29 protein-coding genes are annotated in these 26,991 nt (G+C 45.4%); 14 read left to right on the forward strand and 15 right to left on the reverse strand.

The window, feature by feature from the left end; all coding sequences use genetic code 11:
* Positions 1-57: 57 nt before the first annotated feature.
* Positions 58-1,053: a phage shock protein operon transcriptional activator gene (gene pspF, locus ACHUFZ_RS18420; RefSeq protein ID WP_394128285.1), complete on the reverse strand. Its 996-nt coding sequence runs from the start codon at positions 1,051-1,053 to the stop codon at positions 58-60.
* Between the two features lie 212 nt (positions 1,054-1,265).
* Here pspF and pspA point away from each other — a divergent pair, with 212 nt between their 5' ends.
* From pspA to ACHUFZ_RS18455, 7 genes are all read left to right on the forward strand, one after another.
* Positions 1,266-1,934, forward strand: a complete 669-nt coding sequence (gene pspA, locus ACHUFZ_RS18425; RefSeq protein WP_053438611.1) for a phage shock protein PspA — start codon at positions 1,266-1,268, stop codon at positions 1,932-1,934.
* Between the two features lie 77 nt (positions 1,935-2,011).
* Positions 2,012-2,245: an envelope stress response membrane protein PspB gene (pspB, locus tag ACHUFZ_RS18430; RefSeq protein WP_394128286.1), complete on the forward strand. Its 234-nt coding sequence runs from the start codon at positions 2,012-2,014 to the stop codon at positions 2,243-2,245.
* Entirely contained in the window at positions 2,208-2,627 is a 420-nt protein-coding gene (gene pspC, locus ACHUFZ_RS18435) for an envelope stress response membrane protein PspC (RefSeq protein WP_394128287.1), read from the forward strand. The genes pspB and pspC overlap by 38 nt, the downstream gene beginning before the upstream one ends.
* A gap of 188 nt (positions 2,628-2,815) precedes the next feature.
* Complete coding sequence (locus ACHUFZ_RS18440) at positions 2,816-3,847, forward strand: efflux RND transporter periplasmic adaptor subunit (protein ID WP_394128288.1); 1,032 nt, start codon at positions 2,816-2,818, stop codon at positions 3,845-3,847.
* Between the two features lies 1 nt (position 3,848).
* Positions 3,849-4,937 (forward strand): efflux RND transporter periplasmic adaptor subunit, encoded by a 1,089-nt coding sequence (locus tag ACHUFZ_RS18445; protein WP_394128289.1) that lies wholly within the window; start codon positions 3,849-3,851, stop codon positions 4,935-4,937.
* Positions 4,930-8,031: an efflux RND transporter permease subunit VmeI gene (vmeI, locus tag ACHUFZ_RS18450; protein WP_394128290.1), complete on the forward strand. Its 3,102-nt coding sequence runs from the start codon at positions 4,930-4,932 to the stop codon at positions 8,029-8,031. Before ACHUFZ_RS18445 ends, vmeI begins: the two co-directional genes overlap by 8 nt.
* Before the next feature lie 65 nt (positions 8,032-8,096).
* Entirely contained in the window at positions 8,097-8,660 is a 564-nt protein-coding gene (locus tag ACHUFZ_RS18455) for a DNA-3-methyladenine glycosylase I (protein WP_394128291.1), read from the forward strand.
* A 43-nt stretch (positions 8,661-8,703) separates the two neighbouring features.
* On the opposite strand, the gene ACHUFZ_RS18460 is transcribed toward ACHUFZ_RS18455, so the two are convergent.
* The 4 genes from ACHUFZ_RS18460 to cls form a co-directional block, all read right to left on the reverse strand.
* Positions 8,704-9,558 carry a lipase secretion chaperone gene (locus ACHUFZ_RS18460; RefSeq protein ID WP_394128292.1) on the reverse strand — a complete coding sequence of 285 codons (855 nt, stop codon included), beginning with the start codon at positions 9,556-9,558 and terminating at the stop codon, positions 8,704-8,706.
* A gap of 10 nt (positions 9,559-9,568) precedes the next feature.
* The gene (locus tag ACHUFZ_RS18465; protein WP_394128293.1) at positions 9,569-10,504 is read right to left on the reverse strand and encodes an esterase/lipase family protein; all 936 of its coding nucleotides are present in this window, start codon (positions 10,502-10,504) and stop codon (positions 9,569-9,571) included.
* A gap of 236 nt (positions 10,505-10,740) precedes the next feature.
* On the reverse strand, positions 10,741-11,946 hold the full coding sequence (locus tag ACHUFZ_RS18470) for a cystathionine beta-lyase (RefSeq protein ID WP_394128294.1): 1,206 nt from the start codon (positions 11,944-11,946) through the stop codon (positions 10,741-10,743).
* A 67-nt stretch (positions 11,947-12,013) separates the two neighbouring features.
* A complete protein-coding gene (gene cls / locus ACHUFZ_RS18475; protein ID WP_394128295.1) occupies positions 12,014-13,468 on the reverse strand; it encodes a cardiolipin synthase in 1,455 nt (484 codons plus the stop codon).
* A 368-nt stretch (positions 13,469-13,836) separates the two neighbouring features.
* Between cls and ACHUFZ_RS18480 the strand changes: the two genes are divergently transcribed.
* The 5 genes from ACHUFZ_RS18480 (at position 13,837) to ACHUFZ_RS18500 (ending at position 19,022) form a co-directional block, all read left to right on the forward strand.
* Positions 13,837-15,267 (forward strand): sodium-dependent transporter, encoded by a 1,431-nt coding sequence (locus ACHUFZ_RS18480; protein ID WP_394128296.1) that lies wholly within the window; start codon positions 13,837-13,839, stop codon positions 15,265-15,267.
* Positions 15,268-15,418: 151 nt separating this feature from the next.
* A complete protein-coding gene (locus tag ACHUFZ_RS18485) occupies positions 15,419-17,035 on the forward strand; it encodes a methyl-accepting chemotaxis protein (protein ID WP_394128297.1) in 1,617 nt (538 codons plus the stop codon).
* A gap of 88 nt (positions 17,036-17,123) precedes the next feature.
* Positions 17,124-17,819: a TIGR01621 family pseudouridine synthase gene (locus ACHUFZ_RS18490; RefSeq protein WP_394128298.1), complete on the forward strand. Its 696-nt coding sequence runs from the start codon at positions 17,124-17,126 to the stop codon at positions 17,817-17,819.
* An 11-nt stretch (positions 17,820-17,830) separates the two neighbouring features.
* A complete protein-coding gene (locus ACHUFZ_RS18495; RefSeq protein WP_394128311.1) occupies positions 17,831-18,763 on the forward strand; it encodes a class I SAM-dependent methyltransferase in 933 nt (310 codons plus the stop codon).
* Positions 18,764-18,872: 109 nt separating this feature from the next.
* Positions 18,873-19,022: a hypothetical protein gene (locus ACHUFZ_RS18500; protein WP_167489221.1), complete on the forward strand. Its 150-nt coding sequence runs from the start codon at positions 18,873-18,875 to the stop codon at positions 19,020-19,022.
* On the opposite strand, the gene ACHUFZ_RS18505 is transcribed toward ACHUFZ_RS18500, so the two are convergent.
* From ACHUFZ_RS18505 to ACHUFZ_RS18525, 5 genes are all read right to left on the reverse strand, one after another.
* Positions 19,002-19,634: a CDP-alcohol phosphatidyltransferase family protein gene (locus ACHUFZ_RS18505; protein ID WP_394128299.1), complete on the reverse strand. Its 633-nt coding sequence runs from the start codon at positions 19,632-19,634 to the stop codon at positions 19,002-19,004. The two genes, ACHUFZ_RS18500 and ACHUFZ_RS18505, sit on opposite strands and share 21 nt — an antisense overlap.
* Entirely contained in the window at positions 19,628-20,275 is a 648-nt protein-coding gene (locus ACHUFZ_RS18510; RefSeq protein WP_394128300.1) for an ATP-binding cassette domain-containing protein, read from the reverse strand. Before ACHUFZ_RS18510 ends, ACHUFZ_RS18505 begins: the two co-directional genes overlap by 7 nt.
* On the reverse strand, positions 20,241-21,950 hold the full coding sequence (locus tag ACHUFZ_RS18515) for an ABC transporter permease (protein WP_394128312.1): 1,710 nt from the start codon (positions 21,948-21,950) through the stop codon (positions 20,241-20,243). Before ACHUFZ_RS18515 ends, ACHUFZ_RS18510 begins: the two co-directional genes overlap by 35 nt.
* 7 nt (positions 21,951-21,957) lie before the next feature.
* Positions 21,958-23,100 carry an ABC transporter substrate-binding protein gene (locus ACHUFZ_RS18520; protein WP_394128301.1) on the reverse strand — a complete coding sequence of 381 codons (1,143 nt, stop codon included), beginning with the start codon at positions 23,098-23,100 and terminating at the stop codon, positions 21,958-21,960.
* 198 nt (positions 23,101-23,298) lie between these two features.
* Entirely contained in the window at positions 23,299-23,745 is a 447-nt protein-coding gene (locus tag ACHUFZ_RS18525; protein WP_053438628.1) for an META domain-containing protein, read from the reverse strand.
* Between the two features lie 194 nt (positions 23,746-23,939).
* On the opposite strand from ACHUFZ_RS18525, the gene ACHUFZ_RS18530 reads away from it, so the two are divergent.
* Together ACHUFZ_RS18530 and ACHUFZ_RS18535 are read left to right on the forward strand one after the other, a co-directional pair.
* On the forward strand, positions 23,940-24,188 hold the full coding sequence (locus ACHUFZ_RS18530; RefSeq protein WP_394128313.1) for a DUF1289 domain-containing protein: 249 nt from the start codon (positions 23,940-23,942) through the stop codon (positions 24,186-24,188).
* 72 nt (positions 24,189-24,260) lie between these two features.
* Complete coding sequence (locus ACHUFZ_RS18535) at positions 24,261-24,452, forward strand: DUF1289 domain-containing protein (protein WP_394128302.1); 192 nt, start codon at positions 24,261-24,263, stop codon at positions 24,450-24,452.
* A gap of 1 nt (position 24,453) precedes the next feature.
* Here the strand turns inward: ACHUFZ_RS18535 and ACHUFZ_RS18540 are convergent, their stop codons facing one another.
* The 5 genes from ACHUFZ_RS18540 to yciA all read right to left on the reverse strand — a co-directional run bounded on the left by ACHUFZ_RS18540 (position 24,454) and on the right by yciA (position 26,951).
* Entirely contained in the window at positions 24,454-24,675 is a 222-nt protein-coding gene (locus ACHUFZ_RS18540) for a hypothetical protein (RefSeq protein ID WP_134834349.1), read from the reverse strand.
* Between the two features lie 313 nt (positions 24,676-24,988).
* Positions 24,989-25,549 carry a VC2662 family protein gene (locus ACHUFZ_RS18545; protein ID WP_134834348.1) on the reverse strand — a complete coding sequence of 187 codons (561 nt, stop codon included), beginning with the start codon at positions 25,547-25,549 and terminating at the stop codon, positions 24,989-24,991.
* A 209-nt stretch (positions 25,550-25,758) separates the two neighbouring features.
* Positions 25,759-26,163 (reverse strand): GspS/AspS pilotin family protein, encoded by a 405-nt coding sequence (locus tag ACHUFZ_RS18550; protein ID WP_394128303.1) that lies wholly within the window; start codon positions 26,161-26,163, stop codon positions 25,759-25,761.
* 5 nt (positions 26,164-26,168) lie between these two features.
* Positions 26,169-26,465, reverse strand: a complete 297-nt coding sequence (locus tag ACHUFZ_RS18555; RefSeq protein WP_004413565.1) for a YciI family protein — start codon at positions 26,463-26,465, stop codon at positions 26,169-26,171.
* A gap of 105 nt (positions 26,466-26,570) precedes the next feature.
* Positions 26,571-26,951, reverse strand: coding sequence for an acyl-CoA thioester hydrolase YciA (gene yciA / locus ACHUFZ_RS18560; RefSeq protein WP_134834346.1), 381 nt, complete (start codon positions 26,949-26,951; stop codon positions 26,571-26,573).
* Positions 26,952-26,991 lie beyond the last annotated feature (40 nt).

The following is a 26,991-nucleotide window of genomic DNA, read 5'->3' on the forward strand; positions in this document are numbered from 1 at the left end:
TAATAATTTACCACTATTTGCCGCTTGGAACGATAGTAAAACCACAAATTTGGTGGGTTAACTGTCGTTGTTGATGTCGTACTTACGTACCATTCCTCGCAATTGGTGATAGCTCAGCTCCAAAAGCTCTGCTGCTTTCTTCTGGTTGTACTGACTCTGAACCAATGCTGCTTTAAGTATGAGTTGGTCTTGGTCTTCTTGCCACTGCTTATAGCTGAGTGGAAATTGGAATGATTGTGCTGCGGTTAGTTCTGGTTGTTGGCTATTGGCGTCTTCGGGTTCTTGCCAACTTGATTGGAAAGGATCAAAGACCAATTCGTCGATTGGGGTATCTTGCATACCATGTTGATAGACAGCGCGTTCTATCACGTTTTTTAGCTCTCGCACGTTGCCGGGCCATGGGTAATCGAGTAAGTCTTGCTCTGCAGAGGAAGTGAATCCAACAAAGTATTCAAAGCCGAGTTCACGACACATTTTGATGGCGTAGTATTCCGCGAGCAGCAAGATATCTTCTTGGCGCTCTCTAAGAGGCGGAAGGTGAATCACATCAAAAGCCAGTCGATCGAGTAAATCCGCGCGAAAACCGCCCTGTGCTGCCATTTGGGGCAAGTCGGCATTGGTGGCGCAGACAAGGCGTACATTGGCGTTGAGCAGTTGGTGCCCACCGACACGTTCATATTGACCGTATTCAATCACGCGAAGTAATTTTTCTTGCACGAGTAAAGGTGCCGTTGCGAGCTCATCGAGAAACAAGGTGCCGTTTTCTGCACGCTCGAAGCGACCTTTATGGCGACCTTTTGAACCGGTAAATGAGCCCTGTTCGTGGCCAAATAATTCGGAGTCAATCAACCCTTCGCTTAAGGTCGAGCAGTTTAGCGAGATAAGTGGCTGATCCCAGCGCTTGGATAAGTAATGGAGTCGCTGAGCAATCAGTTCTTTACCTGTGCCGCGCTCACCAATAATGAGTACAGGGCGTTCGATTGCTGCCAATTTAGATACTTTATCCAGTACCGATAGGAAAGCGGGCGACTCTCCAATCAAGTTTTGTTGCATGACTGACTCCGTGGCGAAATTTACCTACTGTTGGTTAAATTCATCACAGGAAGCGCGGGATTGCAATGTGTTATTTGTTAAGCTGCTGATTTTTATTGATTTAAAAGTTGGCACGTTAATTGGAATATTACATAGCATTAGATAACACCAAACGAATTTATACGGAGTACAGTTGACTGTGTTCCAATATTATCAACATAAGGAGCCTCGCTATGGGTATTTTCTCTCGATTTGCAGACATCGTTAATTCAAACATCAGTGCTCTATTAGATAAAGCTGAAGATCCAGAAAAGATGATTCGTCTCATCATCCAAGAAATGGAAGACACACTGGTAGAAGTACGTACTAACTCTGCGAAAGCTATCGCGGATAAAAAAGAGTTAGCACGTAAAGTGGAATCTATTGAAGCGACTATTGAAGAGTGGCAAAACAAAGCGACGTTGGCATTGGCGAAACAGCGCGAAGATTTAGCTCGCGCCGCGCTGATTGAAAAGCAAAAGCTACAAGATATGCTTAAGGGCCTTCATACTGAGCAAACTTTGGTAGAAGAAACCATCGAAAAGCTAACAGGTGAAATTGGTAAATTAGAAACCAAGATCACTGAGACTCGTGCTAAGCAACAAGCATTAGCAATTCGTAGCCAAACTGCATCAAATCGTCGTGACGTACAAAAGCATCTCCACACGGCAAGAACAAGCGAAGCCATGGCTAAGTTTGAGCAGTACTCGCGTAAAATTGATGAAATGGAAGCGGAAGCTGACTTGTACGCGAAAACCGGCAATGCAAAATCTCTTGATCAGGAATTTGCCGAGCTTCAAGCGCAAGATGAGATTGAAAAAGAGCTAGAGAAATTGAAGCAGCAAATGGAAGATAAAAAGTAATTCCTGTTTGTTTTTGTTAGTTTAGCTAGGTAGATGGGTGTTAAACCCACTCATCTTCCCCATTTAAGGAGTTATATATGTCGTCATTTCTAATCGCTGGTCCGTTAATTGTCTTTCTCATTTTCGTTGCTCCGCTATGGTTGTTTTTACACTATAGAAGTAAAAAGAACGCTAGCACTGGGTTATCACAAGAAGACTTACAGCGTCTAGAGTCGCTATCTGAGAGAGCGGAAAACATGCAAAAGCGTGTTGATACGTTAGAGCGAATTCTTGATGCGGAGTCACCAAGTTGGAGACGCCGTTATGACTAAACGAGAGCTATATAGAGATACGGTTAACGGCAAGATCACTGGGGTTTGCGCAGGTCTTGCAAATTACTTTTCATTAGAAGTGTGGCTAGTGAGAATACTGGTTATTTCTGCGGCATTATTAGGGGGAAGCTTCCTAGTATTGCTCGCTTATATTGCCATGACGCTAATGATTGAAAAACAGCCGAAAAATTATGTCGAAGCGATGAAAACGGAACAAGAGCACAAGCTGAAAAATAAACCGTGGAAGCAAGGTCAGACACCAGAGCTGTTGCTGAATACGATCGAAAAAGATTTTTCACAGTTGGAAACTCAAGTACGAGACATAGAGGCGTATGTGACCTCAGATGCATTTAAAGTCAATCGAGAGTTTAAATCGCTGTAACTCCAATTTATAAGGCACTCTAAGCTAAGAGTGCTTTTTTCATATTTATTCTTTTGCTCGCTTTTGCGACATTGTAGCCATACACAAGCAAATTATTAATTTTCATAATAATTTACTGCCATCCCTATGGAAGTCACGGTAGCATTCATCTATCTTTGTACCTAATAGATACAAATGGATGATTGACTATGCATAAATCTGTTTTGCTTCTTGCAATAACGGCCGCTTTGAGTGGCTGTGGCAAGGAGCTTCCACCTGTTCCTGAGCCTGATTCTAGGCCCGCAAAATTATTTACAGTTTCCGTTGGTAATGCCCAGTTTGAACGAACTTTTCCTGCAACTTCTGAAGCTGGCGATAAAGCTGTCCTCGCATTCCGCGTACCCGGCCAAATGCAATCAATAGATGTATTAGCTGGACAGCCCGTTAAAAAAGGTGATGTCCTCGCGTCCTTAAACCCAGACGAATACACCTTGTTGGCTAAACAGGCCGAAGCACAATTTCGTTTAGCGGATGTTCAATATCAGCGTTATAAAAAGCTACGTAAAGATAAAGTCGTCTCTGAACAAGACTTTGACCAGGCGAAAGCGAATCATAACTCAGCGAAAGCAACGTTAGAGCAAGCGAAAGCTAATCTACGCTACACACAGCTTGTTGCTCCTTATGATGGAACCATCTCCCTTATTCCTGCCGAAACCCATGAGTACATTGCAGCGAAACAAGGTGTGATGAACATTCAAACCAACCAACTGATGAAGGTGATCTTTCAATTGCCGGATCATTTGTTGAATCGATTTGCCAGTGGCGTGAACTTAACCGCGACCATGACGTTTGATGCGTTTCCACAAAATCAATACGAATTAATTTTCCAAGAAGTCGACACTGAAGCGGATCCTAAAACGGGCTCGTATAAGGTGACCATGGTGATGGAAAGGCCAAGTGATGTCGGTATTTTACCGGGCATGGCTGGAGCAGTTCATGTTGCGGTTGAAGCGACAGGTGCAACGAGAATACCAGAGTCGGCGCTGATGGATGAAAGTGGCCAAATGTACGTATGGCGCGTTGATGAACAAGGTATTGTCGCTAAGGCTCAAGTCGAGCTCAATGACAAGCGCCAAGTTGAAAGCGGCTTAAATGAAGGTGACCAGATCATTACTTCTGGTGTGGCAGGGATCGAACCGGGAATTAAGGTTCGTGAATGGGTTAAAGAACGAGGCCTATAAGATGAAGCAATGGATAAATCTATGCGCATTGTCGACGGCAGCGCTTTTGGCTGGCTGTGGCGGTGAACAACAGTATGTTGATTTTGGTGCGCCTAAAGTGAAAGTGTTTGAACTTTCCGGTAGTGACGTACAAGAAGACCGACTCTATTTTCCTGCGGTAGCGAACGCAGCAGAACGTTCACATTTGAGTTTTCGCGTTGCAGGGGAAATCAGCAAGATCTATGTCAAAGAGGGTGACCAACTGAAAAAAGGCGATTTGATTGCCGAGTTGGATCCAACCGACTATCAATTGGATGTAGATAATGCCACCGCTCGCTATAGCGTGGTGAATAGTCAGTACAAACGTTCGAAACCTCTAGTCGAAAAAGGGCTGCTGGCGAAATCTCAATTTGATGAAATTGCCGCTAACAGGCAGATAGCTTATGCAGAGCTAGAACTCTCAAAACTGCGTCTATCGTTTACCCAGTTGAAGGCACCCGTTGACGGAATTATTTCCCGCGTTAGTGCGGATCAGTTTGAGAATATCCAAGTGGGCCAACAAGTGGTGAATATTCATAGTGTTGAAGACGTTGAAGTATTGATTCAGCTACCCGACCGTTTATACGTGAATCAACCAAGCCAAACGGCACTTGAGAAGGTTAACGCGTATGTGAAGGTCCCGAGTGGTAATGAATACAGCGCGCGAATTAAGGAATTCACCACAGAGCCAGACCCTGCCACAGGGACTTTTACCGTGACGTTATCACTGCCAATGCCAGAAAATGAATACATCCTTGATGGCATGGCGGTATCAGTGACATCAAAAGGTGAAGACATTGGCCTTGATCTCAATGCGGGGGTACGAATCCCGATTGAAGCGATCTTCAATGGCGATGGTGATGAACTTGGGCGAGACAATAAATACGTTTGGACTCTCAACTCAGATAACACGGTAACTAAGCAATTAGTGAAAACAGGTAAAGCGAGTAAAGATGCCGTGCAGATTTTAGAAGGTTTGACCAATGAGCAAGTCGTTGTGATTGCGGGAGTGTCGCGATTAACCGAAGGACTAGAAGTTGAAGTGATCGAGCAGGAGGCTGGTAATGAGTGATAATAAAGTGAACTCGCCTCAAAGCGATGATGATATCACGGGGATCGCGGCGTATTTTATTCGCAACCGAGTGATCAGTTGGATGATTTCACTGATCTTCCTTATTGGTGGTGCCGCGGCTTTCTTTGGCTTAGGCCGATTAGAAGATCCGGCGTTTACCATTAAAGATGCCATGGTAGTGACCTCTTACCCAGGGGCAACGCCTCAGCAAGTGGAAGAAGAGGTGACTTACCCGCTTGAGAAAGCGATTCAACAGCTGACTTATGTTGACGAAGTGAACTCCATTTCTAGCCGTGGTTTATCTCAGATCACAGTGACCATGAAAAATAACTATGGTCCAGATGACTTGCCTCAAATCTGGGATGAACTGCGCCGTAAAGTTAATGACTTGAAAGGGCAATTGCCTCCGGGGGTAAACGATCCTCAGGTGATTGATGACTTCGGCGATGTTTATGGGATCTTATTAGCGGTCACAGGTGATGGTTATAGCTTTAAAGAGCTGCTTGATTACGTGGATTACTTAAGGCGTGAGCTAGAGCTGATTGATGGGGTGAGTAAAGTTTCGGTATCCGGTCAGCAGCAAGAGCAAGTCTTTATCGAGATTTCGATGAAGCGCCTAAGTAGCTTAGGCCTCTCGCCAAATACCGTATTTAATCTACTCTCGACCCAGAACGTTGTCTCTGATGCCGGCGCGATTCGAATTGGTGACGAATATGTTCGTATTCACCCAACCGGTGAGTTCCAAAATGTCGACCAGTTAGGCGATTTGATCATTACTGAAAGTGGTGCCCAGGGACTCATTTACTTGAAAGACGTGGCTGAGATTAAGCGCGGCTATGTTGAAGTGCCAACCAACATTATCACATTCAATGGTGACCTTGCGCTGAACCTTGGCGTCTCATTCGCCCAAGGGGTAAACGTTGTTGAAGTAGGTAAGCGCTTTGATCGCCGCTTAGCTGAATTGAAGTTCCAACAACCTGTTGGTGTTGATATTTCTGAAATCTACAGCCAGCCAAAAGAGGTGGATAAATCCGTTAGCGGCTTTGTTGTCAGTCTTGGTCAGGCGGTTGCGATTGTAATCATTGTTCTGCTGTTCTTTATGGGCTTACGCTCTGGTCTGTTGATTGGTTTGATTCTTCTGTTGACGGTACTGGGTACCTTTATCTTCATGAAGTACTTTGCCATCGACTTACAGCGTATCTCGCTAGGCGCGTTGGTTATTGCGCTGGGTATGCTGGTGGACAATGCCATCGTGGTCGTCGAAGGGATATTGATAGGGACGCAGAAAGGCCGAACGAGGATGCAAGCGGCGACCGATATTGTGACGCAAACCAAGTGGCCTTTATTAGGGGCAACGGTTATTGCTGTTACCGCGTTCGCGCCAATCGGTTTGTCTGAAGACGCGACCGGTGAGTACTGTGGCACTCTATTCACTGTACTGTTGATCTCGTTAATGCTGAGTTGGTTTACCGCTATCTCGCTGACGCCGTTTTTTGCTGACATCTTCTTTAAAGGTCAGAAGTTCAAGCAAGATGGCGAAAATAGTGACCCATATAACGGTATGATTTTCGTGCTGTATAAGGGCTTCTTAGAGTTCTGTATGAAGCGTGCATGGTTGACGGTCATTGTCTTGATTGTGGGTCTTGCTGCCAGCATTGCCGGCTTTACGCAAGTCAAACAGTCATTCTTCCCTTCATCAACAACGCCAATCTTCCAGGCGGATATTTGGCTACCAGAAGGGACTGACATTCGTGCAACTAACACTAAATTAAAGGCGTTAGAGTCATGGATTTCGGAGCAGGATGGCGTTGATCACATCACCACCACTGCCGGTAAAGGTCTGCAGCGCTTTATGCTGACTTACGCTCCAGAAAAGAGCTATGCAGCCTATGGTGAGATCACGACTCGCGTGACGGACTATGAAAAGCTTGCCGATTTGATGGCGAATTTCAGACAGCATCTTGAGAAAAACTTCCCAGAGATCAACTACAAGTTGAAGCAGATCGAATTAGGTCCAGGTGGCGGCGCTAAGATTGAAGCTCGTATTATTGGCTCTGATCCAACGGTATTGCGCGGTATTGCCAAACAAGTTGAAGAGATCATGCACGCTGACCCAGGTGCGACCAACGTTCGACATGACTGGCGTGAGCGTACTAAGGTGCTAGAGCCGCAGTTCAACGAAAGCCAAGCTCGTCGTTACGGTATCACTAAGTCTGATGTGGATGAGTTCTTAGCGATGTCGTTCTCAGGCAATGCGATCGGTGTGTATCGTGACGGTACAACCTTGATGCCGATTGTGGCTCGTTTGCCGGAAGATGAGCGTGTCGATATTCGCAATATCGAAGGTATGAAGATTTGGAGCCCAGCGCTGAGTGAATACATCCCACTGCAGCAAATTACAATGGGCTATGACCTACGTTGGGAAGATCCAATCATCGTGCGTAAGAACCGTAAACGTATGCTAACGGTTATGGCGGACCCGGATCTTCTTGGTGAAGAGACGGCTTCGACATTACAAAAACGTTTAATGCCGCAAATCGAAGCGATTGAAATGCCGCCAGGTTACTCGCTAGAGTGGGGGGGAGAATACGAATCCTCAGGTGATGCGCAGGCTTCACTGTTTACCACTATGCCGATGGGTTACTTGTTTATGTTCCTAGTGACCGTGTTCCTATTCAACTCGGTCAAAGAGCCGTTGATTGTATGGTTAACGGTACCACTCGCTATCATTGGTGTAACCACGGGTCTGCTCGCTCTGAACACCCCGTTTGGCTTTATGGCGCTGCTCGGTTTCTTGAGTTTGTCAGGTATGTTACTGAAAAACGGTATCGTACTGCTGGATCAGATTGAAATTGAAATGAAGTCAGGTAAAGACCCATATCTAGCGGTCGTTGATGCATCGCTTAGTCGTGTACGTCCGGTATGTATGGCGGCAATCACGACTATCTTAGGTATGATCCCACTATTGCCTGATATCTTCTTCAAACCGATGGCGGTGACTATCATGTTTGGTTTAGGCTTTGCTACTGTACTGACACTTATTGTCGTACCTGTGTTATATCGTCTATTTCACAAAGTCAAAGTGCCAAGCTAAAGAGTAACAACGAATCAAGCGCCCCTGACTAAGTTAGGGGCGTTTGTTTTTAAAGGAGATAATAGATGAGCAAGGATACAACCTGTGCATGGGCAATGAACCATGAACTAGAGCGCAAGTATCATGACGCTGAGTGGGGCGTGCCTGTTTATGATGATACTGTCCTGTTTGAGTTCATCACTTTAGAGGGGGCGCAAGCTGGTCTTAGCTGGATAACCATTCTTAAGAAGAGAGAAGGATATCGCGCGGCATTTGAAGGCTATGATTTAAACATTCTTGCCAATTATGATGAGTCACGAGTCGAGCGGATCATTGAAAACTTCGATGTGGTTAGGCATCGAGGAAAAATTAATTCCGTGTTCAGTAACGCGCGTGCAGCGCTGGCTCTAAAAGAAGAGTATGGCAGCTTGTCTAATGCGCTTTGGCAGTTTGTTGATGGTAAACCCATCATCAACAACTGGACGGAAATGAGCGATGTACCAGCTTCGACTGAGCAGTCAAAGGCAATGAGTAAGTTCTTAAAGAAAAGGGGCTTTAAATTTGTTGGTGAGACGATTTGCTATGCTTTTATGCAGGCAGTAGGCATGGTCGATGACCATTTAGTTGACTGTCCTAAAAAGGCAAGTTAGTGCGAATTGGCAGTCGGTATTGCGCTGCCAAATGGCTGCATGCCTAGCGGCTTTTATCATGAATTCGCTCAAGGGCTTCGACACGCCTTATTTGGTTGGTGTCAAAGCTCTCCTCTCTAAGCTGAGTGACTTGTATAAGTTTGTCCTGCTCGGACAGAAAGTCTGATGTCAGTAACTCGTCACGATGCTGTAAGTAAGAGTCCATCTTGGCTTGGAACGAAGCTCTTTGTTGATCGAGGGCTTCCAGTCGCTCTGCGCCTGCTTCTCCAACCAATTCGACTGCTGCGAGATGTTTCTGTTGACCATCGAGCGTCGATAGAGAGGTGAGATTAACCACTAGTTGATTGTTCTTTTCCGCTTGCTGAACGTATTCAGGCATATCGACAAGCTGGTCATTGAGCAGTGCTTGTTTCTGTTCGTTAGCCAAATCATTCTGCACTATTTTCATTTTTTCGATGGCTAATTGGCGCAGCTGGTTCTCCTCTGCAAATAATTGCTCGATTTGTTGGACGGAAAAGTATTCAAATTGCAGATCTAAAATGCGTAAGTGAAGCTGCTCTAAATCGAGTGCAGAGAGTTGGTTTGTTTGTAAGGGCTCTAATTCGGTCAGTGCTTGTTTGTACTGTAAATAGGCCGCAAAGAGCGCTTCGTCGTCGTTGAGGTCTATGTCAGACGATGTGTGCTGACTGATTTTCTGTTTAATCTCGTCAAGATTTTGCTCACCCAAGCTGCTCAATGAAAAATCGAAAAAGTGCTTTGTGGTTGCTGTATCAACCTCCACATCCGCCTGGGATTGCGCGACTGGGGCTGAAGGTGGCTGTTGATCGGAGAAAAATAAGACCGCTCCTATCCCAACAGATGTCATAAGAGAAACGAAAATGAGAGCGGCCTTTTTCATGGTGTAATCCTTATAGTCCTTGCTGTTTTAGACGATTCGCGTGTTGGCGATAGAGGGTAACAGGGTCAGTTTCAAACAGATGGTGAATACCTAACAGTCCATTAATCTCATCTAAGTGGTTCATCTTGTAATCATCACGAATTACTTTGCCTAAGTGGGTACTACATGCACTGACTAATCCATCATTAGGTTCATCAAAGGCCCACCCGAGTACTACCAAAGCACCATCAGTTGGGTCAAAAAGGTTGGTGAAAGTGGAAGAACCTGTCCAAGAGTAGTAATACACCCCATTGCTCGCGAGCAGGTCGCCTTCACCACACTCAGTGTTAGGGATTCCGTATGGGTGATGTTGGTTAAAAGCTAAAGAGCCTTCGGTGGTTAACGCTTCGAGAGAGGCTAGTGGGTCTTGATCGAGGTCTGTGCCCCCAGAAAGCAGGTTAATCAGCGTCGTGAGTCCGCCAGCAAGCTTGACCGCTAACCCTTCTAAACCAGAGCCTTCAGGAACATTACCTCTAACCAGATCGGCAACTTTAGAACCTTTGTTTACACCGCCAATACTGGTAACTGATGCGATAAGATCAGGTCTCACTGAAGCAACATAACGAGCAGTTGGCCCGCCATGGCTATGGCCAATTAGGTTAACTTTCGTTGTGCCAGTGGCTGCTAGTAAGGTCTCTACTTGGGCGAGGAGTTGTTCGCCTCTAACTTCAGTGCTGTTAGAGGCGGATACCTGCGCGACATAGACCGTGGCTCCATCTCTGGTTAATGAATGGGGAATGCCATAGAAATAGTCGACGCCAGCAAGGGTATCAAAGCCAAACAGTCCATGAACTAAGACAATGGGGTATTGAGTCTGAGTGTAGCCACTCGCATGGGCAGCATTAGTGAATATTGGTTGTCCCAGTGCCAAAGCGCAAGTTAGGACAAGTGAGTAGAATGGTTTCAAAGTCAGCTCCTTCTGGTATGACCTCTGATGAGATATTTAAACGTAGAAGAAAAACCAACTGATACAAATTTGGCTGGCGAGTGAAATGTTAAACTGTGATATTTAGTTAGAAAACAACAGTTTTAATTAGTGAGCAAATGAGGCAGATAACCGAGAGTGTTTTTATCAATGAAATCAGGGTATTAAAAAGCCTCGTGAACGAGGCTTATTGGTAGTCGTGCTTAGGTCTATAAGCTCTACGCTGTCGTTTCTTTCTCTAAGATCAGCGCATTGTAGCGAGAGAGTCCAGCTTCCAAGTCGGCGATTAGGTCATCGACATTTTCTAAGCCAATATGCAGGCGAACTAAGGTACCTTCAAAGTTTGGGTTAGCCACGGTACGCAGGCTATTAAAGCTCTTAGGCTCGTTAGCTAGGATAAGGCTCTCGTAACCGCCCCAAGAGTAACCCATGCTGAAGTGCTTCATACCATCTAGCAGTGCTGTGGTCGCCTTAGGGTAAGTCGTCTTCAGGACAAATGAAAACAGGCCATTACCACCGGTAAAGTCACGCTTGAAGAATTCATGACCAGGGCAGGTTTCAAGGGCAGGGTGGCGAACATGATCCACTTCCGGGCGAGATTGTAGCCACTTAGCCACTTTTAAACTGTTTTCTGCGTGTTGGCGCAGGCGTACGTCCAGCGTACGAATACCGCGTAGGCCTAAGTATGCATCATCTGGAGAAACACATTGACCCATCAGGTAGCTTTGTTCGCGTAGCTGATCCCAATACTTCTCGCTGGCGACTGCTGTACCCAGCATCACATCTGAGTGACCAACAATGTATTTAGTCGCGGCTTGGATTGAGATATCAACACCATGATCGAAAGGTGAGAAATTAACACCGGCAGCCCAAGTGTTGTCGAGCATTACGATGATGTCTTGTTCGTGCGCGATTCTTGATAGCGTAGGAACGTCTTGAACTTCCATCGTGACTGAACCAGGTGACTCCAAAAACAGAACCTTGGTATTGGGTCTGATCAGATCGCGGATGCCTTCGCCAATGGTCGGCTGGTAATAAGTGGTTTCGACGCCCATCTTTTTCATGATGGTGTCACAGAAGTCGCGTGTTGGCTCATAGCAAGTATCAACCATCAAAATATGGTCGCCAGTTTCAACAAACGAAAGAATTGCATTGGCGATGGCCGCAGTACCACAAGGGTAAAGAGCACATCCAGCGCCGCCTTCGATTTCTGTCATTGCGTCTTGGAAGGCAAAGTGGGTATTAGTACCACGGCGGCCATAGAAAAGCGTCTTATTAGCTCGGTTAATTGTTGCCTGCTGCTTTTCCGCTACAGTATCAAATACGATGGTTGACGCGCGCTGTACCGGAGGGTTTACAACGCCGTTGGTCCACTTTTTATCTCGACCTGCGGTAACGTATTTGGTCTGCTTGCTCTCTGACATTGGAAGTCCTTATCTAATCACGTATTGCCATATTTAAACCATGGCAAAGCGTGAATAGCAAGCCCGATTAAAGTAGCGGATTGAATAGATAGAAAGTGCGCTCTAAAAAGCGAGAGGATAGGGTACGTTTTTTCCACTGTTCAAAGTCGACTTGGTGTGAATTGTCGATATAGCTTTGCTGTAGCCAAAACATCTCTTTAGTGAACGCTTCGTCGTCGATCGCCAAAGTCAGTTCGAAATTGAGCCACAAACTGCGCATATCCATATTGACCGTACCCACCAAACAGAACTGTTCATCAATCACAACTGACTTGGTGTGCAATAGTCCACCGTAGAATTCGAAGATCTTAACCCCTGCGGATAATAACTCACTGTAAAAAGCGCGAGACGCCCATTGAACCATCACCGAGTCATTTTTATGTGGAATGATCAGCTCAACATTGATTCCCCTCTGTGCGGTCATTTTCAGTGTTTCCAGCAGATCGGAACTTGGCACAAAGTAAGGGGTAGTAATGCGTACAGATTGATTTGCTTGGTTAATCGCCAGCGTCAGCACTTGAGAAATCAAATGCTCAGGCATACCAGGGCCTGACGGCACTACTTGAACAGGGTGCTGAGGTTCATTTGGATTGATAGAACATTCCGGTGATTGCGGGAATGCGCGTGATCCGGTTTCTACTTCCCAGTCCCAGCAGTGGATAGCTGAAAGGACATTCACTGTTGGCCCAGTAATACGCACCATAATATCAATCCACTGGCCGACACCGGAATTTTGTTTGAAGTAGGCAGGGTCGACCAAGTTCATTGAACCTGTATAGGCAATCTTCTCGTCGATAACAATTATTTTACGATGTTGTCGCAAATCGAGGCGTCTGAGGAAAATACGCCATGGGCTAACCTCAAGCGCTTGTACTACATGGATACCCGCATTACGCATCATTTGTGCCCACTGACTGCGGAAAAAGCGCGGGCTGCCCGCTGAATCAAGCAATAATTTAACATCTACGCCTCTTTTTGACGCGCGGATAAGTGCCGAGGCAACGGAATCTGCCAATCCGCCAGGGTGCCAGATATAAAAGACGAGACGAATGCTAGTTTGCGCACTCTCAATATCTTCAATGATCGAATGAAGGATTTTATCAGGTGAGCTTTGCAAAGAGAGTGAGTTGCCCGAAAGAGCAGGTAAACCTAAGCGATTGTTACAAAGTTCATCAATTCGGTAGATGTGGCGGCCAAAGCTTTCTGGAGAGTGTGCGTGGCAGTTATTGAGGCTAGAGAACCACTTAGCAAACGGTGCAAGCATCTCTTTGGCACGTTCAGCGCGTTTGCGGCCTAAATTGAGTTCTCCAAACATGAAGTAACACGCAACACCGACAATTGGGATGATATAGATGATCATCAACCAAGCTAGAGAAACACTGACAGCACGTCGCTTAAGAACAACGCGTATCGTCACACCCGCAACTAAAATCCAGTAAAAGGCGATCCCAGCAAGTGTAAGAAAGTGATAAAACTTTTCCATTCAATAACCTAGAAGTGTATGGCACTCTCAATAGTAGAACTCATGAAGAACGACGACAAGCAGGATTTTCGCAAATCAGCTAATCATGGCGACAGATTAATAAATAGGACAAATCTGTTAGGTGAATGTTAAAACTGGTGTGTAATACATGTTAAAGGCTAAAAAAACAGCATTTAAACATATTAATTACATTTGTGGTGGGAAAATATACTTTTTGGGCTTCCAATTTTATTCTTAAACTGGTTTACTTGCTACAACGTTAGCGTCACTCAAAATTCTAATAAGTGTAAAAATATATTTACAATCACTTTTCTAGACGCCTAACAGAAGCAAACACAACTTATAAAATGATTTTAATGGAGTAAATCGTGGCTACTAGTTCAAGTGCACAGCCCCGTGATACATGGGGGTCTAAATTAGGCTTCGTAATGGCTGCAGCAGGTTCAGCTGTAGGTCTTGGCAACATTTGGAAGTTTCCTTATACAGCGGGTGAAAGTGGTGGTGGTGCATTCGTTGCTATCTACCTAATTTTTGTAATTTTTATCGGCTTTAGCGTAATGCTTACAGAATTCGCTATTGGTCGTAAGACAGGTCTATCAGCAGTAGGTGCGTTTAAATCGACTGACCGTCGTTGGACGTTTACTGGTGTTATGGGTGTGCTTAGTGGCCTATTAATCATGGGTTTCTACCCTGTAGTAGGTGGTTGGGCGCTTGCTTATATCTTCAAAGTGGGTGGTGGTCTACTAAACACGCCTGAAGCAATCGGTGATAGCTTCGGTGGTTTCATCTCTGACCCAGTACAGCCACTAATGTGGATGGGTATTTACCTAGTGCTAAACATCGCTATCGTAATGAAAGGTATTTCTGGCGGTATCGAGAAAGCAGGTAAGGTATTAATGCCACTTCTATTCCTGATCCTTATCTTTGTATCTGTTAAAGGCCTAATGCTTCCAGGTGCAATGGCGGGTCTAGAGTTCCTATTCATGCCAGACTTCTCGAAAGTAGACAGTAACGTAGTACTTGCAGCTCTTGGTCAGGCGTTCTTCTCTCTATCACTAGGTATGGGTTGTATGTTGACATACGGTTCTTACCTGAAGAAGAAAGAGAACCTTGTTCAAACAACAGGTATGGTTACTGCAATGGATACAGGCGTTGCGATTCTTGCTGGTGTGGCAATGTTCCCTGCAATGTTTGCATTCGGTATGGAACCAGCGGCAGGTCCTGGTCTAGTATTCGTAGTTGTACCTCAGCTATTTGCTGAAATGGGTGGCGTGATCGGTTTCCTAATCGCTCTAATGTTCTTCCTAGGTCTAACGGTAGCTGCACTGACATCTTCTGTATCTCTACTTGAAGTTGTTGTGTCTTACCTAATCGATGAAAAAGGCATGAAGCGTTCAACAGCGGTTATTTCTGCAAGTTCAGTAATGGCAACGCTGTGTGTGTTCGCATCACTATCACTAGGTGGTGTTGGTCCAACACTATTCGGTACTGGCGCGTTCGATATCTTCGACCTACTAACAGATAAGATCTTCCTAGCTGTTGGCGGTATGTTGGTATGTATCTTCGCTGGCTGGCGTCTAAACCGCGCTGAGCTAGAGAAAGAGATCACTAACGACGGTGAAGTATCTTTCCCACTGTTCGGTCTATGGTACAACCTAGTTAAGTACGTAATTCCAGTAGCAATCGCAATCGTAGCGTTTATGGGCATCAAGTCTGGCTTTGATAGCGGTAAAGGTGAAATCATGCTGTTAGGTATTGGTATCATCGCTCTGGCAGGTTTGTTCTCTAAGAAGCTATAAAGCGGCTCAGACAATCTGAAATAGTCAAAAACCTCCCAATTGGGAGGTTTTTTTTAAAAAATAATAACTTTGTTAAAGAAGTACGATGTACTGCCGATAATTAATTTAGCTCATGAATTTACCTAGAGCATTGATTAGAGGAAGGTACATAGTGAAATGGTCTGTTAGAAATAAATTGTACGCCGGGTTTGGCTGTATTCTTACCATTATGACTATCATGGCGGGTGTTATCTGGATGGAAGTGACGAAGTCACATGCCGTTGCTGATGAAATCAGAAAAGATGATGTCCCTGAAGTGGTTGGATACTTGATCCTAATTGATGAGGCAGGTGATGTGTATCGTGACGCGACGGGAGCCATTACGGGCGTGCCGGGCGCACTTGAAGATTACAAAATCAATAAGCAAGAATTTGCAGACGCGATTGCTCACGTGAAAACATTGGAGACTCCGGGGAAATCCGATTACCAGCGTGTAGAAGAAATTGAGCAACTCATGCGTGGTTTCACTCAAGGATTTGAGCAAGATATTGTGCCTTTACTGGGTAATAAAGACGCATTAGAGCAAGAAATCTCAGCACTTCGTGAGTTGTATGAATCTTACCTAGCGCCAATTGAAGCACTGCTTGATGCAGCATCTTCGGAAGAGATTGCCGACACGGACAGCTCTCTTCTTGGTTTAACTGACTCATTTAACACAATTGAAAATACGCTCCTAATTCTGTTTTTCATCGCTTTGATCCTGACTTGTACCATTGCGTACTTGCTTTCTAACTCGATTACCACGCGACTCACCAAGTTAGATTCGGTGGCACAAAAAGTGGCGAGCGGCGATCTGACAGCTGAAGATATTACTGATAATTCAGGCGATGAACTGGCAAACTTAGCGGTGTCGATTAATAAGATGCAGGCGTCACTGACCACTTTGATTGGTAGTATTTCATCTGTCGCTACCGAAGTGAAAAGTGTCACGGGAGAGTTGTCTAACGTTAGCCAAGACATTGTTCAAGGTGCCTCGTCTCAGGCAGATAAAGCTAATTTGATTGCAACCGCAGCGGAAGAGCTCAGCTTAACGATCGCTGAGGTAGCGCAGCAAGGCTCTGCTACGTTTGAAGAGGCTCAGCGCTCAGAAGGAAGTGCCGAGTCTGGTCGCCAAGTGATTACTGAGATGGTCGACTCAATTCAGCAGGTGAGTTTGCAAATGACAGAGATGTCAAAGCAGATGAATGGCCTAGGTCAGCACAGTGAGCAAATAGGTTCAGTGATTCGAGTGATTGAAGAAATCGCTGAGCAAACCAATCTACTTGCACTTAATGCAGCGATTGAGGCAGCTCGCGCAGGTGAGTTTGGTCGTGGTTTTGCTGTGGTTGCTGATGAAGTGCGAGCGCTGGCTGAAAGAACAACCAAAGCGACCCAGGAAGTGGGCGGCATTATTCAACAGATCCAATCTGGCACTCAAGAAGCGGTGACCTATACCGTTGAGAACTGCCAGCTGGTTGAAATCGGTGTTGAACGTAGCTCTGGAGCCGTGAATGCGCTAGAAGAAATCGTTTCTGGAGCCGCCAACGTGCAGGCGATGGTTAACTCAATTGCTACCGCAGCAGAAGAGCAGACTGCCGTGACTAAAGAAATTGCAGCAGATATTACTGCGATCAGCGATATTTCTGAGCGTTCTTTGCAACTGGCAAACAGTAGCTCACAGAATGTAGAAGGCTTGAACTCGAAAGTTGCAGAGTTAGAGCAGTTGGTCGGCAAGTTCAAGCTGAGCTAAGGCCTAACGGGTTTAGTTCCCCACACTTGAAACTGGCTTTCACTGGGATTACGGGTATACTCGTGCGTCCAAAGTGGAGCCAGTTTTAATGTTCGATATCTTACACACCCACACTGATTTTATTGTCATCAGTAAACACCCGAATGTTTCTGTACATAAGGATGATGGCGATACCATGTTACTGCAAGAAGTTGCCAAACAAACCGGCGACGCAAAGCTCTATCTTATCCATCGTCTAGATAAAATGACCTCAGGTATTTTGCTATTGGGTCGAAGTTCTTCTGCAGCCAGTGAACTCTCTCAAATGTTTGCCCAGCGCAGTTTAGAAAAGTACTATCTTGCGATTGGTAGTAAGAAGCCGAAAAAGAAACAAGGGCTGGTGAGTGGAGATATGGAGCGCTCACGCCGCGCTTCGTGGAAGCTGCTTAACTCTCAAACTAATCCTGCTATTACTCAGTTTTTCTCACAGGCCGCAGAGCCGGGGGAGAGATTGTTCTTATGTAAGCCACATACCGGAAAAACGCACCAAATCAGGGTGGCGCTCAAATCTGTTGGTTCAGGGATCGTCGGCGATCCTATTTACAATGCAGGCTCTGAGTCGGATCGTGGTTATCTGCACGCTTTTGCGCTGTGCTTCACTTATCAACATCAAGATTTTGAATTTGTTTGCGACCCAAGAAACCACAGTGTTTTGGGGAGTAAATGGAACACCGATATCACATGCCAAGGTGTCGAGGCTTGGCTTACCCCATGGGAGTTATCATGGCCGAAGATCAACAAGTAATTCCTGCGCCTATGCAGGCTGACAAACTACCAACGTTCTTTGAGCAGCTAAACCTGCAGTTAACTGAGGCGCCAAACGAGGTTCGCCGACTTTTTCATGGTCGTGGTCGTCGTTTTGAAGGTCTAGAGCAGTTAACCTGTGATTGGGTTCAAGGCCAATTAATTGTTGCGATATTCAAGCAAGTGGATGAGTTGTTTATTGAAACGCTTAAGCAGGGCTTAGCAACCTTGTCTGAATCTGATTTGTGGCAACACAAGCAGGGTAAGTCGATTGTTGTTCAGCATCGCTACGCAGACGGTGCACCTTCTGAAGTGGTATTGGGTGAACTAGAAAGCCAGCCTGTCGTGCATGAATCGGGGCTGAAATACCAGCTGAATATTGGTCGTAACCAGAACTTCGGCCTGTTTCTCGATATGCGTTATGGGCGTGACTGGGTAAAAGAGAACTCAAAACACAAGAATGTACTTAACCTATTCGCGTACACGTGTGGATTTTCAGTCGTAGCAATCGCTGGTGGGGCTGATCAAGTGGTCAATGTGGATATGTCGAAAGGCTCGCTGGCGAAAGGTCGCGAAAACCATAAACTTAACGAGCACAACATTAATCAGGTTAAGTTCTTAGGTTACGATATTTTCCGTTCTTGGGGAAAAATCAAAAAGATGGGCCGTTATGATCTTATCGTGATCGATCCGCCATCATTCCAAAAAGGCAGCTTTGCGTTAACCAAAGACTACAAACGTATTTTGCGAAAGCTTCCTGAACTTCTTGCCGAGGGTGGGGAAGTGATCGCGTGTGTTAACTCACCGCAGGTGACGAGCCAGTTCTTGATTGATGGCATGAAGGAAGAAGCGCCGGAGTTAAGCTTTATTGAGCGTTTAGATAACCCGCCAGAATTCGAAGACACGGATCCTGAGGCTTCACTTAAAGTACTTAGATTTAAATAATCTCTTACGACTAAAGCGCCAAATGGCGCTTTTTTTGTAGTTCGCTCTTGATCTCAACTTAACTTGAGGTTTTAAGCTTGGCTTAACAGTTAGTCAGGAGGACAAGATTATGTACAACAATTACATCAAAGAACTAAGCATCAAAACCTACCAAGAAGAGTTGGCCAAAGAGTATGTTCGAGCTCGCGGCAGTCGATTCCATACCCCAAGCTTTAGTGCGGGTGTGGTAGCGTCATTGTTACTCTTTATCGTGTTTTAGTGGCTCATCGTGCAAGGTGTGAAAACCAGAATAAATCCGAGTAAATGTAGTAAACCAACACGCTGCACCAAACACATAGGCGATGATCGCAAAATGTTGCGGGAAAAGGCAGAAAGCGATAAAGCAGCCAATGGTTTCAGTCCCCTCAGTTAAGCCGCTCATGTAATAGAGTGATTTGTGTTTATAGACAGGGTTATCGATACCTCGTTTTCCCGCCATGGTGGCAAAAGCGAGAAAGCTTGAACCCGTGCCAATAAACGAAAAAATCAAGAAGGCGCCGGCAATGGCATTTTGTTCCGGATTGGCGAGCACAAAGCCAAACGGGATCAGCGAGTAGAACAGAAAGTCGAGGCTAATATCTAAGAAGCCGCCTGCATCGGTGATGCCTTGTATCCGTGCAAGCGCGCCATCTAACCCATCACAAACGCGGTTGAGGACGATAAAAACTAAAGCCAGCGTATATTGCTCAGCAATGAGTGATGGAAACGTCATAAAGCCAAGCACAAAGCCAAATATGGTTACTTGATTTGCGCTCACTCCGGTTTTATCAATTAGGGCTGCACATTGGGATAAAGGCCAACGAATAACCTTGATACTAAATCTATCTAGCATGTTACTCCCTCCCAAGGCCAAGTAATACAGCGGCTGTTCGGCGGAATGTCTTCTTCGTCATGCGTAACCATTAAAGTCGGGATATTTTCTCTGGCGAGTTGCTCAATAACCCAATCACGAAACTGCGCCCTCAGGGTTTTGTCGAGTTTACTAAATGGCTCATCAAGAAGTACCGCTTGAGGCTTGGCTAGTAACATACGAGTCAGGCTAATTCGCGCTCGTTGTCCTCCTGAAACTTGGTCGGGAAATACGTCCGCCAACTTGCTCAGCGAAATACTTTTCAATGCATCGTTTGCGTGCTGTTTTCGCTCGGCGCCTTTTATTGACTCAGGTAAAGCAAATACGAGGTTTTCAGCAATGGTCAGGTGCGGAAACAGCAAGTCATCTTGAAAAAGAATACCTACTTGTCTTTTATGGGCCGGCTGCTGGCCAATATTGCGCTCATTGAGCTGAATTGCTCCCGTGAGTGTAAAATCAGCGGCAAGATGACCGGCTATAGCACTAAGCAGTGTTGATTTACCACAACCGCTAGGACCCATGATGGTGACTATTTCTCCGCTATTAATTTCGAGAGAAAAATTGGTAAACAGAGGCTCGCCATCATTTTTACAGACGGTGAGGTTTTCGAGACAAAGACTCATTGGGTAACAATCCCTTTATAGACAACCTACGATGCTTGGCGTGGAAGTGGCCAAGTAAGATAGCAATAGAGAAAAACAGTAGCGGTAACAGTGCTTGCCACAAGGCGTAGATGGCGGTGACTCTGCGATCGAAACCACTTGAAAGCGCAACCGCCTCAGTGGTGATGGTGCTTATTCGGCCAGCCCCTAATACTAGGGTTGGGAGATATTGTGCCAGGCTAACACTGACACCAATTGCCCAAGCGAACAGCACCGCAGGAAGTAATATCGGCAGTTTGATTTTTAGCCACACATGGATAGGAGACTTACCTAAACTAAGTCCCACACGAGTTAAGCCTGAATCGTAGCTCTTCCATGGTCCATCCAGCGAGAGGTAAACATAAGGAAAGATAAAGAACACATGCGCCCAGCAAACCCACAACAGATAAGCGCTACTGTCGATATAGAGCGTGGTTACTTGAATGCCAAATAAAATCGATAGCTGCGGGATCAGCATAGGTATCGCGATCAGATAGTGGGGGAGTGTCCATCGATGACGCAAGCGGTATTCATGAGCAATTACAGCCAGTATCAGCGCCACAGAGGCGCAAATAACGGCAATAGACAGACTTTGGCTAAGAGTACTCAAAATATTGGACCATTCGTACTGCCAAAATCGACCGTTGTATTGACTCGGAAGAAGGTCTGGGAAGCGCCAACGCTGAGCGAAGCTCCATACTACAGTGAGCGGGATCATCAGACCCGTTAATATTACTAAGCCGCCAAATAGCCCTCGGCCAGGCAATTGCACGCCAAAACGGCCTGACGTCTGCCAGCTGCGCCATTGGCAAATCAGTAGCCACTCAACCGCTCTGGCAAAGCCGATAAGTAAGGTCGCGATGATAAATAGCACTACTGCGCCTGCTGATGCTCTCGGCAACAAGGCCAAGTCTGGGTCGTTGAACCATTGCCAGACGAGAACGGCGAATGTCGGCGGGTTTGTCGGGCCAATAATCAGCGCGACATCGACCACAGATAAGCTATAGGCAATCACCGCAAACATTGGAAAACGCATTTTAGACAACCATTGCGGTAACACACATTTCCACCATGTTTGAGCTCGGCTATAGCCTAAAGAAGCACTGACTTGTTCAATGCGCTCAACTTTTAATTGCTGAATAATCGGAATGCTCATTAGCAGTAAAAAAGGGATCTCTTTTAATGTGAGCATAACGATTAGCCCAATTGCGTATGGGTCTTTGATCAGCAGAGCAAGGTCAGACACTGATTGGTCATTAGGGTCATAACCAAATAGATGAAACAGCGAACGTGCACCAATGCCGGTTGGAGAGAAAAGAAACGCGAAGCCAATAGCGAAAGCGACGTGAGGCATAGCGAGTAAAGGCGAGAGCGTCGATTCTATCACTCGCCAAAAACGTTTATTCCAACAAGATTGTAGGATCATGAAGGTGATAAAACAGGCGAGGTAGCTGCTCACAATTGTTGAGTAGAGGGTTAGGGTTATCGATGTGCTAACCCCACTCCAATTGAATACCTGCGTAAATCCATCTAAGCCAATATTGGTTAACCCGACGGGTGGGATATAACCAAATGCTGCCAACCCCACCCCGAGCAATCCCGGGATGGTAGGCAAAATACATATGACAATAAGTAGTAGGTATAACGCAGGCAATATCACAAGCTTAGTTTCCGTAACGCTTTAGCCACTCTTGTTCAAGGGCGCTTTGCCAGCTTGGGTGCGGCTCAGCCACGGCTTTAAATTGCTGGGTATTTTTCGCTGTGCCTGTCAGGTACTGACTATTTAGCACAGATGGATCGCCCCAAATGCTCGTGTCCCCTTTACGCGATTGCGCCTCTGGGCTTAATAGGTAGTTGATGGCAACCTGAGCACCTGCCGTCGCATTGGCATTCCAAGGAATCGCTAAGAAATGGATGTTAGACAACGCGCCTTGGTCCATCGCATAAGCTTGGGTTGATTCTGCTAACTTGCCATTAGCCTGCGCTGAATAGACCGCATTTGGGTTAAAAGTAATCGCGAGGTCGATTTGTCCATCATCAAGTAACTGGATAGATTCAGCCGTGCCCGCTGGGAATTGTTTGCCACCACGCCATGCAACCGTATGGAATTCATCTAGGTATTTCCATAGCGGTGCAGTCACTAGTTGGAAGCTCGCTTCGTCAACTGGTTTCATTAGAGATGCATCGTTGTTGGTTAGCTCAATCAACAAGGCTTTCAAGAAACTGGTGCCATGAAACTCAGGTGGGCGAGGGTAGCTCAAGCGATTCGGAAACGCTTTGGCGTAACTGATAAATTCGCTAAACGAACGCGGCGGGTTGTTGAGGGCCAATTTATCATGAATGAATACCAATTGACCGACACCCCAAGGTGCTTCTAAACCTTCTGTTGGTTCAGAGAAATCAACGTCTACAGGGAGTGACTGATCAACGTATTGCCAGTTTGGCAGTGCTTGCGTGAAAGGGCCAAACAAAAGTTGATTGTCTTTCATCGACTTAAAGTTTTCACCATTGATCCAAACCATATCAACGCTGCCACCACTGTTTTTGCCTGCGGCTTTTTCAGCAATGAGTCTCGCCGTGGTTTCCGCAATGTCAGTAACTTTGACGTGTTTAAGTGTGACATCGTAATTGGCTTTTAGGTTGGCACCTGCCCATTGAATATATTGATTAATTTCTTGACTGCCACCCCATGCGTGAAAATAGACAGTTTGTTCTTTTGCTTCTTCTAGTGTTTGTTGCCACTCTTCACTAGCGTAAGCGCTAATAGAAAGGAGTAAAGTAGAGAGTAGCGTGATCAACCTTGTCATAATAGTCCCTGTTCGTTGAATAGTTGTGACGGTCAGTGTGATAGACCGGAGCAATCCAATTATTCATTCATTATGACTGAAAAAAGTCTGATTTATTAACTATTTGATATGTTTGTTGATGGGTTGTATGAAAATTAGGCCTCAAAAACAAAAAAAGCAGCTCGAGAGCTGCTTTTTTCAAATCAAAGGGAGAACCGATTAGTTCTTCCAGTCATTAAGTTTGAACGTTAGCGTATGAACGTCATTCTTAAGAACCATTGCGTCTTTAGTTAGAGTCATATCACTCCAATCTGACAGAGTTTGAGAGAAAGCTTGTTCAACGTCCATTACGTCGCCGACACACATTTTCATCGTCATACCCATTTTTTCAATGCGGAATTGGTTGTCTTTTAGCTCTGCTTGGCCAAAGAAGTTGTTACAACCAGCGTTACCATTCGCTGTCATTTTTTCACCAACTTCTAGGCGAGGGGCAGTCTGACGGCCTTCAAGAACAATGTCTTTACCATCGATGCTCACAAGCTCCCAGTTGTGGTGCTGTAGATCTTGAGCTGTAATTTGTTTCACATCGTCACCATTGCTTGCACATGCTGTTACAACAAAAGGAAGGGCAATTGCTGCAAGTAACGTTTTTGGACTAAGCTTCATAATAGATCAACTCCAATAAGTAGATAGGTAAGCCTGTTGCTAGGCCTGATGAGAGCAGTATAGATAATAAAACACTGTTTTTGTCAGCTCTAAGTCATAGTTTGGACTAAATCACATATTGGAACTTATTGATAAACATCTACTTATAGTTCACATAAAGTAGATGAGTGGCACATTAATAGGTGAGTCATCTTTTGGAGCAACTAGAGTTTTTCATTGTCCCTAGCCCGTGCGTGGGCGTTTGTACAGTAGACGAAAAAGGCTACTGTCAGGGCTGTATGCGCAAACGCGAGGAGCGCTTCAATTGGCTCAATATGACGCCTGCCCAACAACTACATGTGATTAAGCTTTGCCGCCAACGATATATCCGTAAACACCGCAGATCGCCTGGGGACATAGGTGTAAATGCACCTGATTCAGATCCGCAACAAGACTTGTTTTAGAGTTAACTCCTTGACATTTCAGTATTTATATCCCATACAATAACTATGTCGCATTGTATATTGAGGTGTTATATGGATGTGAGATGTCAACCGGCGAACCCTTGTGTCGGTCTATGCCAAGCTGACAGCAATGGCCTTTGTATTGGCTGCGGAAGAACGCGCCAAGAAAGGTACCGTTGGTATCAGCTATCTGAAGTAGAACAGAGAGAGATACTGACTAGACTTGATAGCGACTCTCTCTCAATCATTGTTGATCCGCGCTAGCTTATTTAGGGCCCCAGTGATCACTGACCCAACCACCGGCGTGTTCATCAAAGTGAGTGCCGGAAAAGCGGTGGTTCAATTCACTTTTTGAGTCATCGTGCCCTTTATCATCCAACAGATGTTGGATATGACTTGCCATGGGATCGCCACCTTTAAGCCGCTGCTGACGAGTGGCGACTTCCTTAATTAACTGCAGACGGTATGAATTGCTAGCACGTTTCATTTGGTGGACCTCCTTGGCTATGACACTAATATGAAAAGTTAGAAGTCTATGTGACCTACGTCAATTGATCTTGGTTAAAAAATGGTCAGAAAATAGTCAGGAAAGAATTCATTTGCGATGGCATTGATTTGTTAGGTTGGGTAGGTGCTTGATTCAACGGCTTTCTTGTTAGTTAAGGCAGCAAAGCTGTTGAAATAAAAAATTCATAGATACTTTGCTGAATACCGAAAAAGTTAACACTCACTGGGTGAGAGCGCAGATACAAAAAGGCCCCGCATTGCGAGACCTTAGTATTGGAGACTTAAACCAAGTATTACTTAGCAAAGTTTACAATAGGGAAGCATGGCAGAAAGCCATTGTCAGCACAGTTGATAAGGCCAACCTGCACACCTTCAATTTTGGCTGTTTTGTTGAAGAAGCCAACTTGAACGGTTGATTCACTTGAAAGGTTAACTGCACCTACATCCACCATAGTGTTACCTTCTGAGTAGTTCACAAAGCTGACGTTTGCGCCTTTCACATCGTTTGTCACGTTTACCGCGCCTAGGTTAACCCCTGTGGTTTGGCCTTCGTTCCAGTTGAATAGGCCGAGCGACGCACCGGTCATTTCTTGATTGATTTTTGATGCACCAAGGAAAAGACCAAAGTTAACACCTGTTGTCACGTCTGATTCTGACATGCCAACAATCGCAAAATCGACACCTTTTAACGTATTCACTTTACCGTGTAGGGCTGCAAGACGAACACCGCCTACCGCTGAGTTATCAGGTGCGTTGAAATTATTAATAGAAGAAAACATAACCGGCGTTGAAGCAACAGCGACTGAAGATGCGAAGGCTGTTGCAATAGCCACTGCAGTAAGAATTTTTTTCATAGTTATAGCTCCGAGGATTTTTCCGTTTACCCGTTTGAGAGTCATTACTCACCCATAGGCAGAGACATTGCAATTATAGTCAAGGTCTTAGATATGGGTGATGGTTTTATCATATGCCGACTTGTAAGGTAGAGCAAGTCGTTGTCTCGGGGTGGGGGAATAAAAAAACCTCGCATAGCGAGGCTTTGAATAATGTGAAGGTAAAACGATTAGTTTGCTGAATTGGTGCAGCGCTCGTGCGTGATCAATTCATCCGCCATTAGTTGGCCGCGGCTATTACGAATCTTAATTCGATAGCTTAACCCAACTTCAAGGTTATTCTTTGTCGCTGGGTTGGTGCAATAGGTGTGAACGCTTTGCTTTAGCACTTGCGCTGTTGGCTTCGCACCTGGAGCGTCTTGGTTGTACACCATCATCATCTCAATGGTCGTCCCCTTAGCGCTTGCTCTCATGATAGAAAGCGGCCCGTGTTCCAAAGGTAACTCTGATGCCAGCAGGTTTGCTCGACTGTCGGCGAGCATTTCAAGGTGTCTTTGCTTCTCTGCGGTTGCAGATGAACAGCCAGCTAGAATGCCAGCAAGAGTCAGCAAAATAAGCGATTTTACTCGTATCATAGTGATTAAAATACTTTCTTAAATGGTTTAACGATGACTTTTTCGTAAACACCCGCTTCAATATATGGGTCGGCATCGGCCCAAGTTTGCGCTTGTTCAAGAGAGTCAAACTCAGCAATAACCGTAGAGCCAGTAAAGCCAGCTTCTCCCGGGTTATCTGAGTCGATAGCAGGCATTGGTCCAGCGGTTAACAGTCGTCCCTCATTTTGCAGTGCTTGCAGACGCTCTAAGTGTGCAGGGCGAACGCTTAGGCGCTTTTCTAATGAGTTTTCAACGTCTTGTGAAAAGATGACGTACCACATGTTCAGATGTCCTTATATGAAGAATGTAACAGAGTTCAATTACTCTACCTGAAATCAAGCTAATTTAAAGCCTTGAAATAGACATAATTAGACTTCTGCCATTGCTTACTTGATTGGACGAGGTTTACCGTCAGAATCAATCGCAACGTAATTGAAAGTGGCATCACAGACCATAAAGCGGTCTTCTAAGCCATGTTCTTTCACGGGCTTAACCCAAACCTCTAGATCAATACTCATTGATGTACGACCGATGCGGGTACATTCGCCATAGCAACATACAACATCACCCACACGTACTGGCTTTTTAAAGGTAATGCTTGAAACAGACACAGTAACGATACGACCGGAAGAAATTTCTTTGGCCAGTATACCGCCAGCTAAATCGAGTTGTGACATGATCCATCCGCCGAAGATATCGCCATTAGCGTTAGTATCAGCGGGCATTGCGAGAGTTCTTAGAAGAAGTTGGCCTTTAGGTGTATTCATTGCGTGGCTCTTTGTGACATCCGGTACAAACAAAACAGCG

It is taken from the genome of Vibrio hepatarius (assembly GCF_043642085.1).
GTDB lineage: Bacteria > Pseudomonadota > Gammaproteobacteria > Enterobacterales > Vibrionaceae > Vibrio > Vibrio hepatarius_C.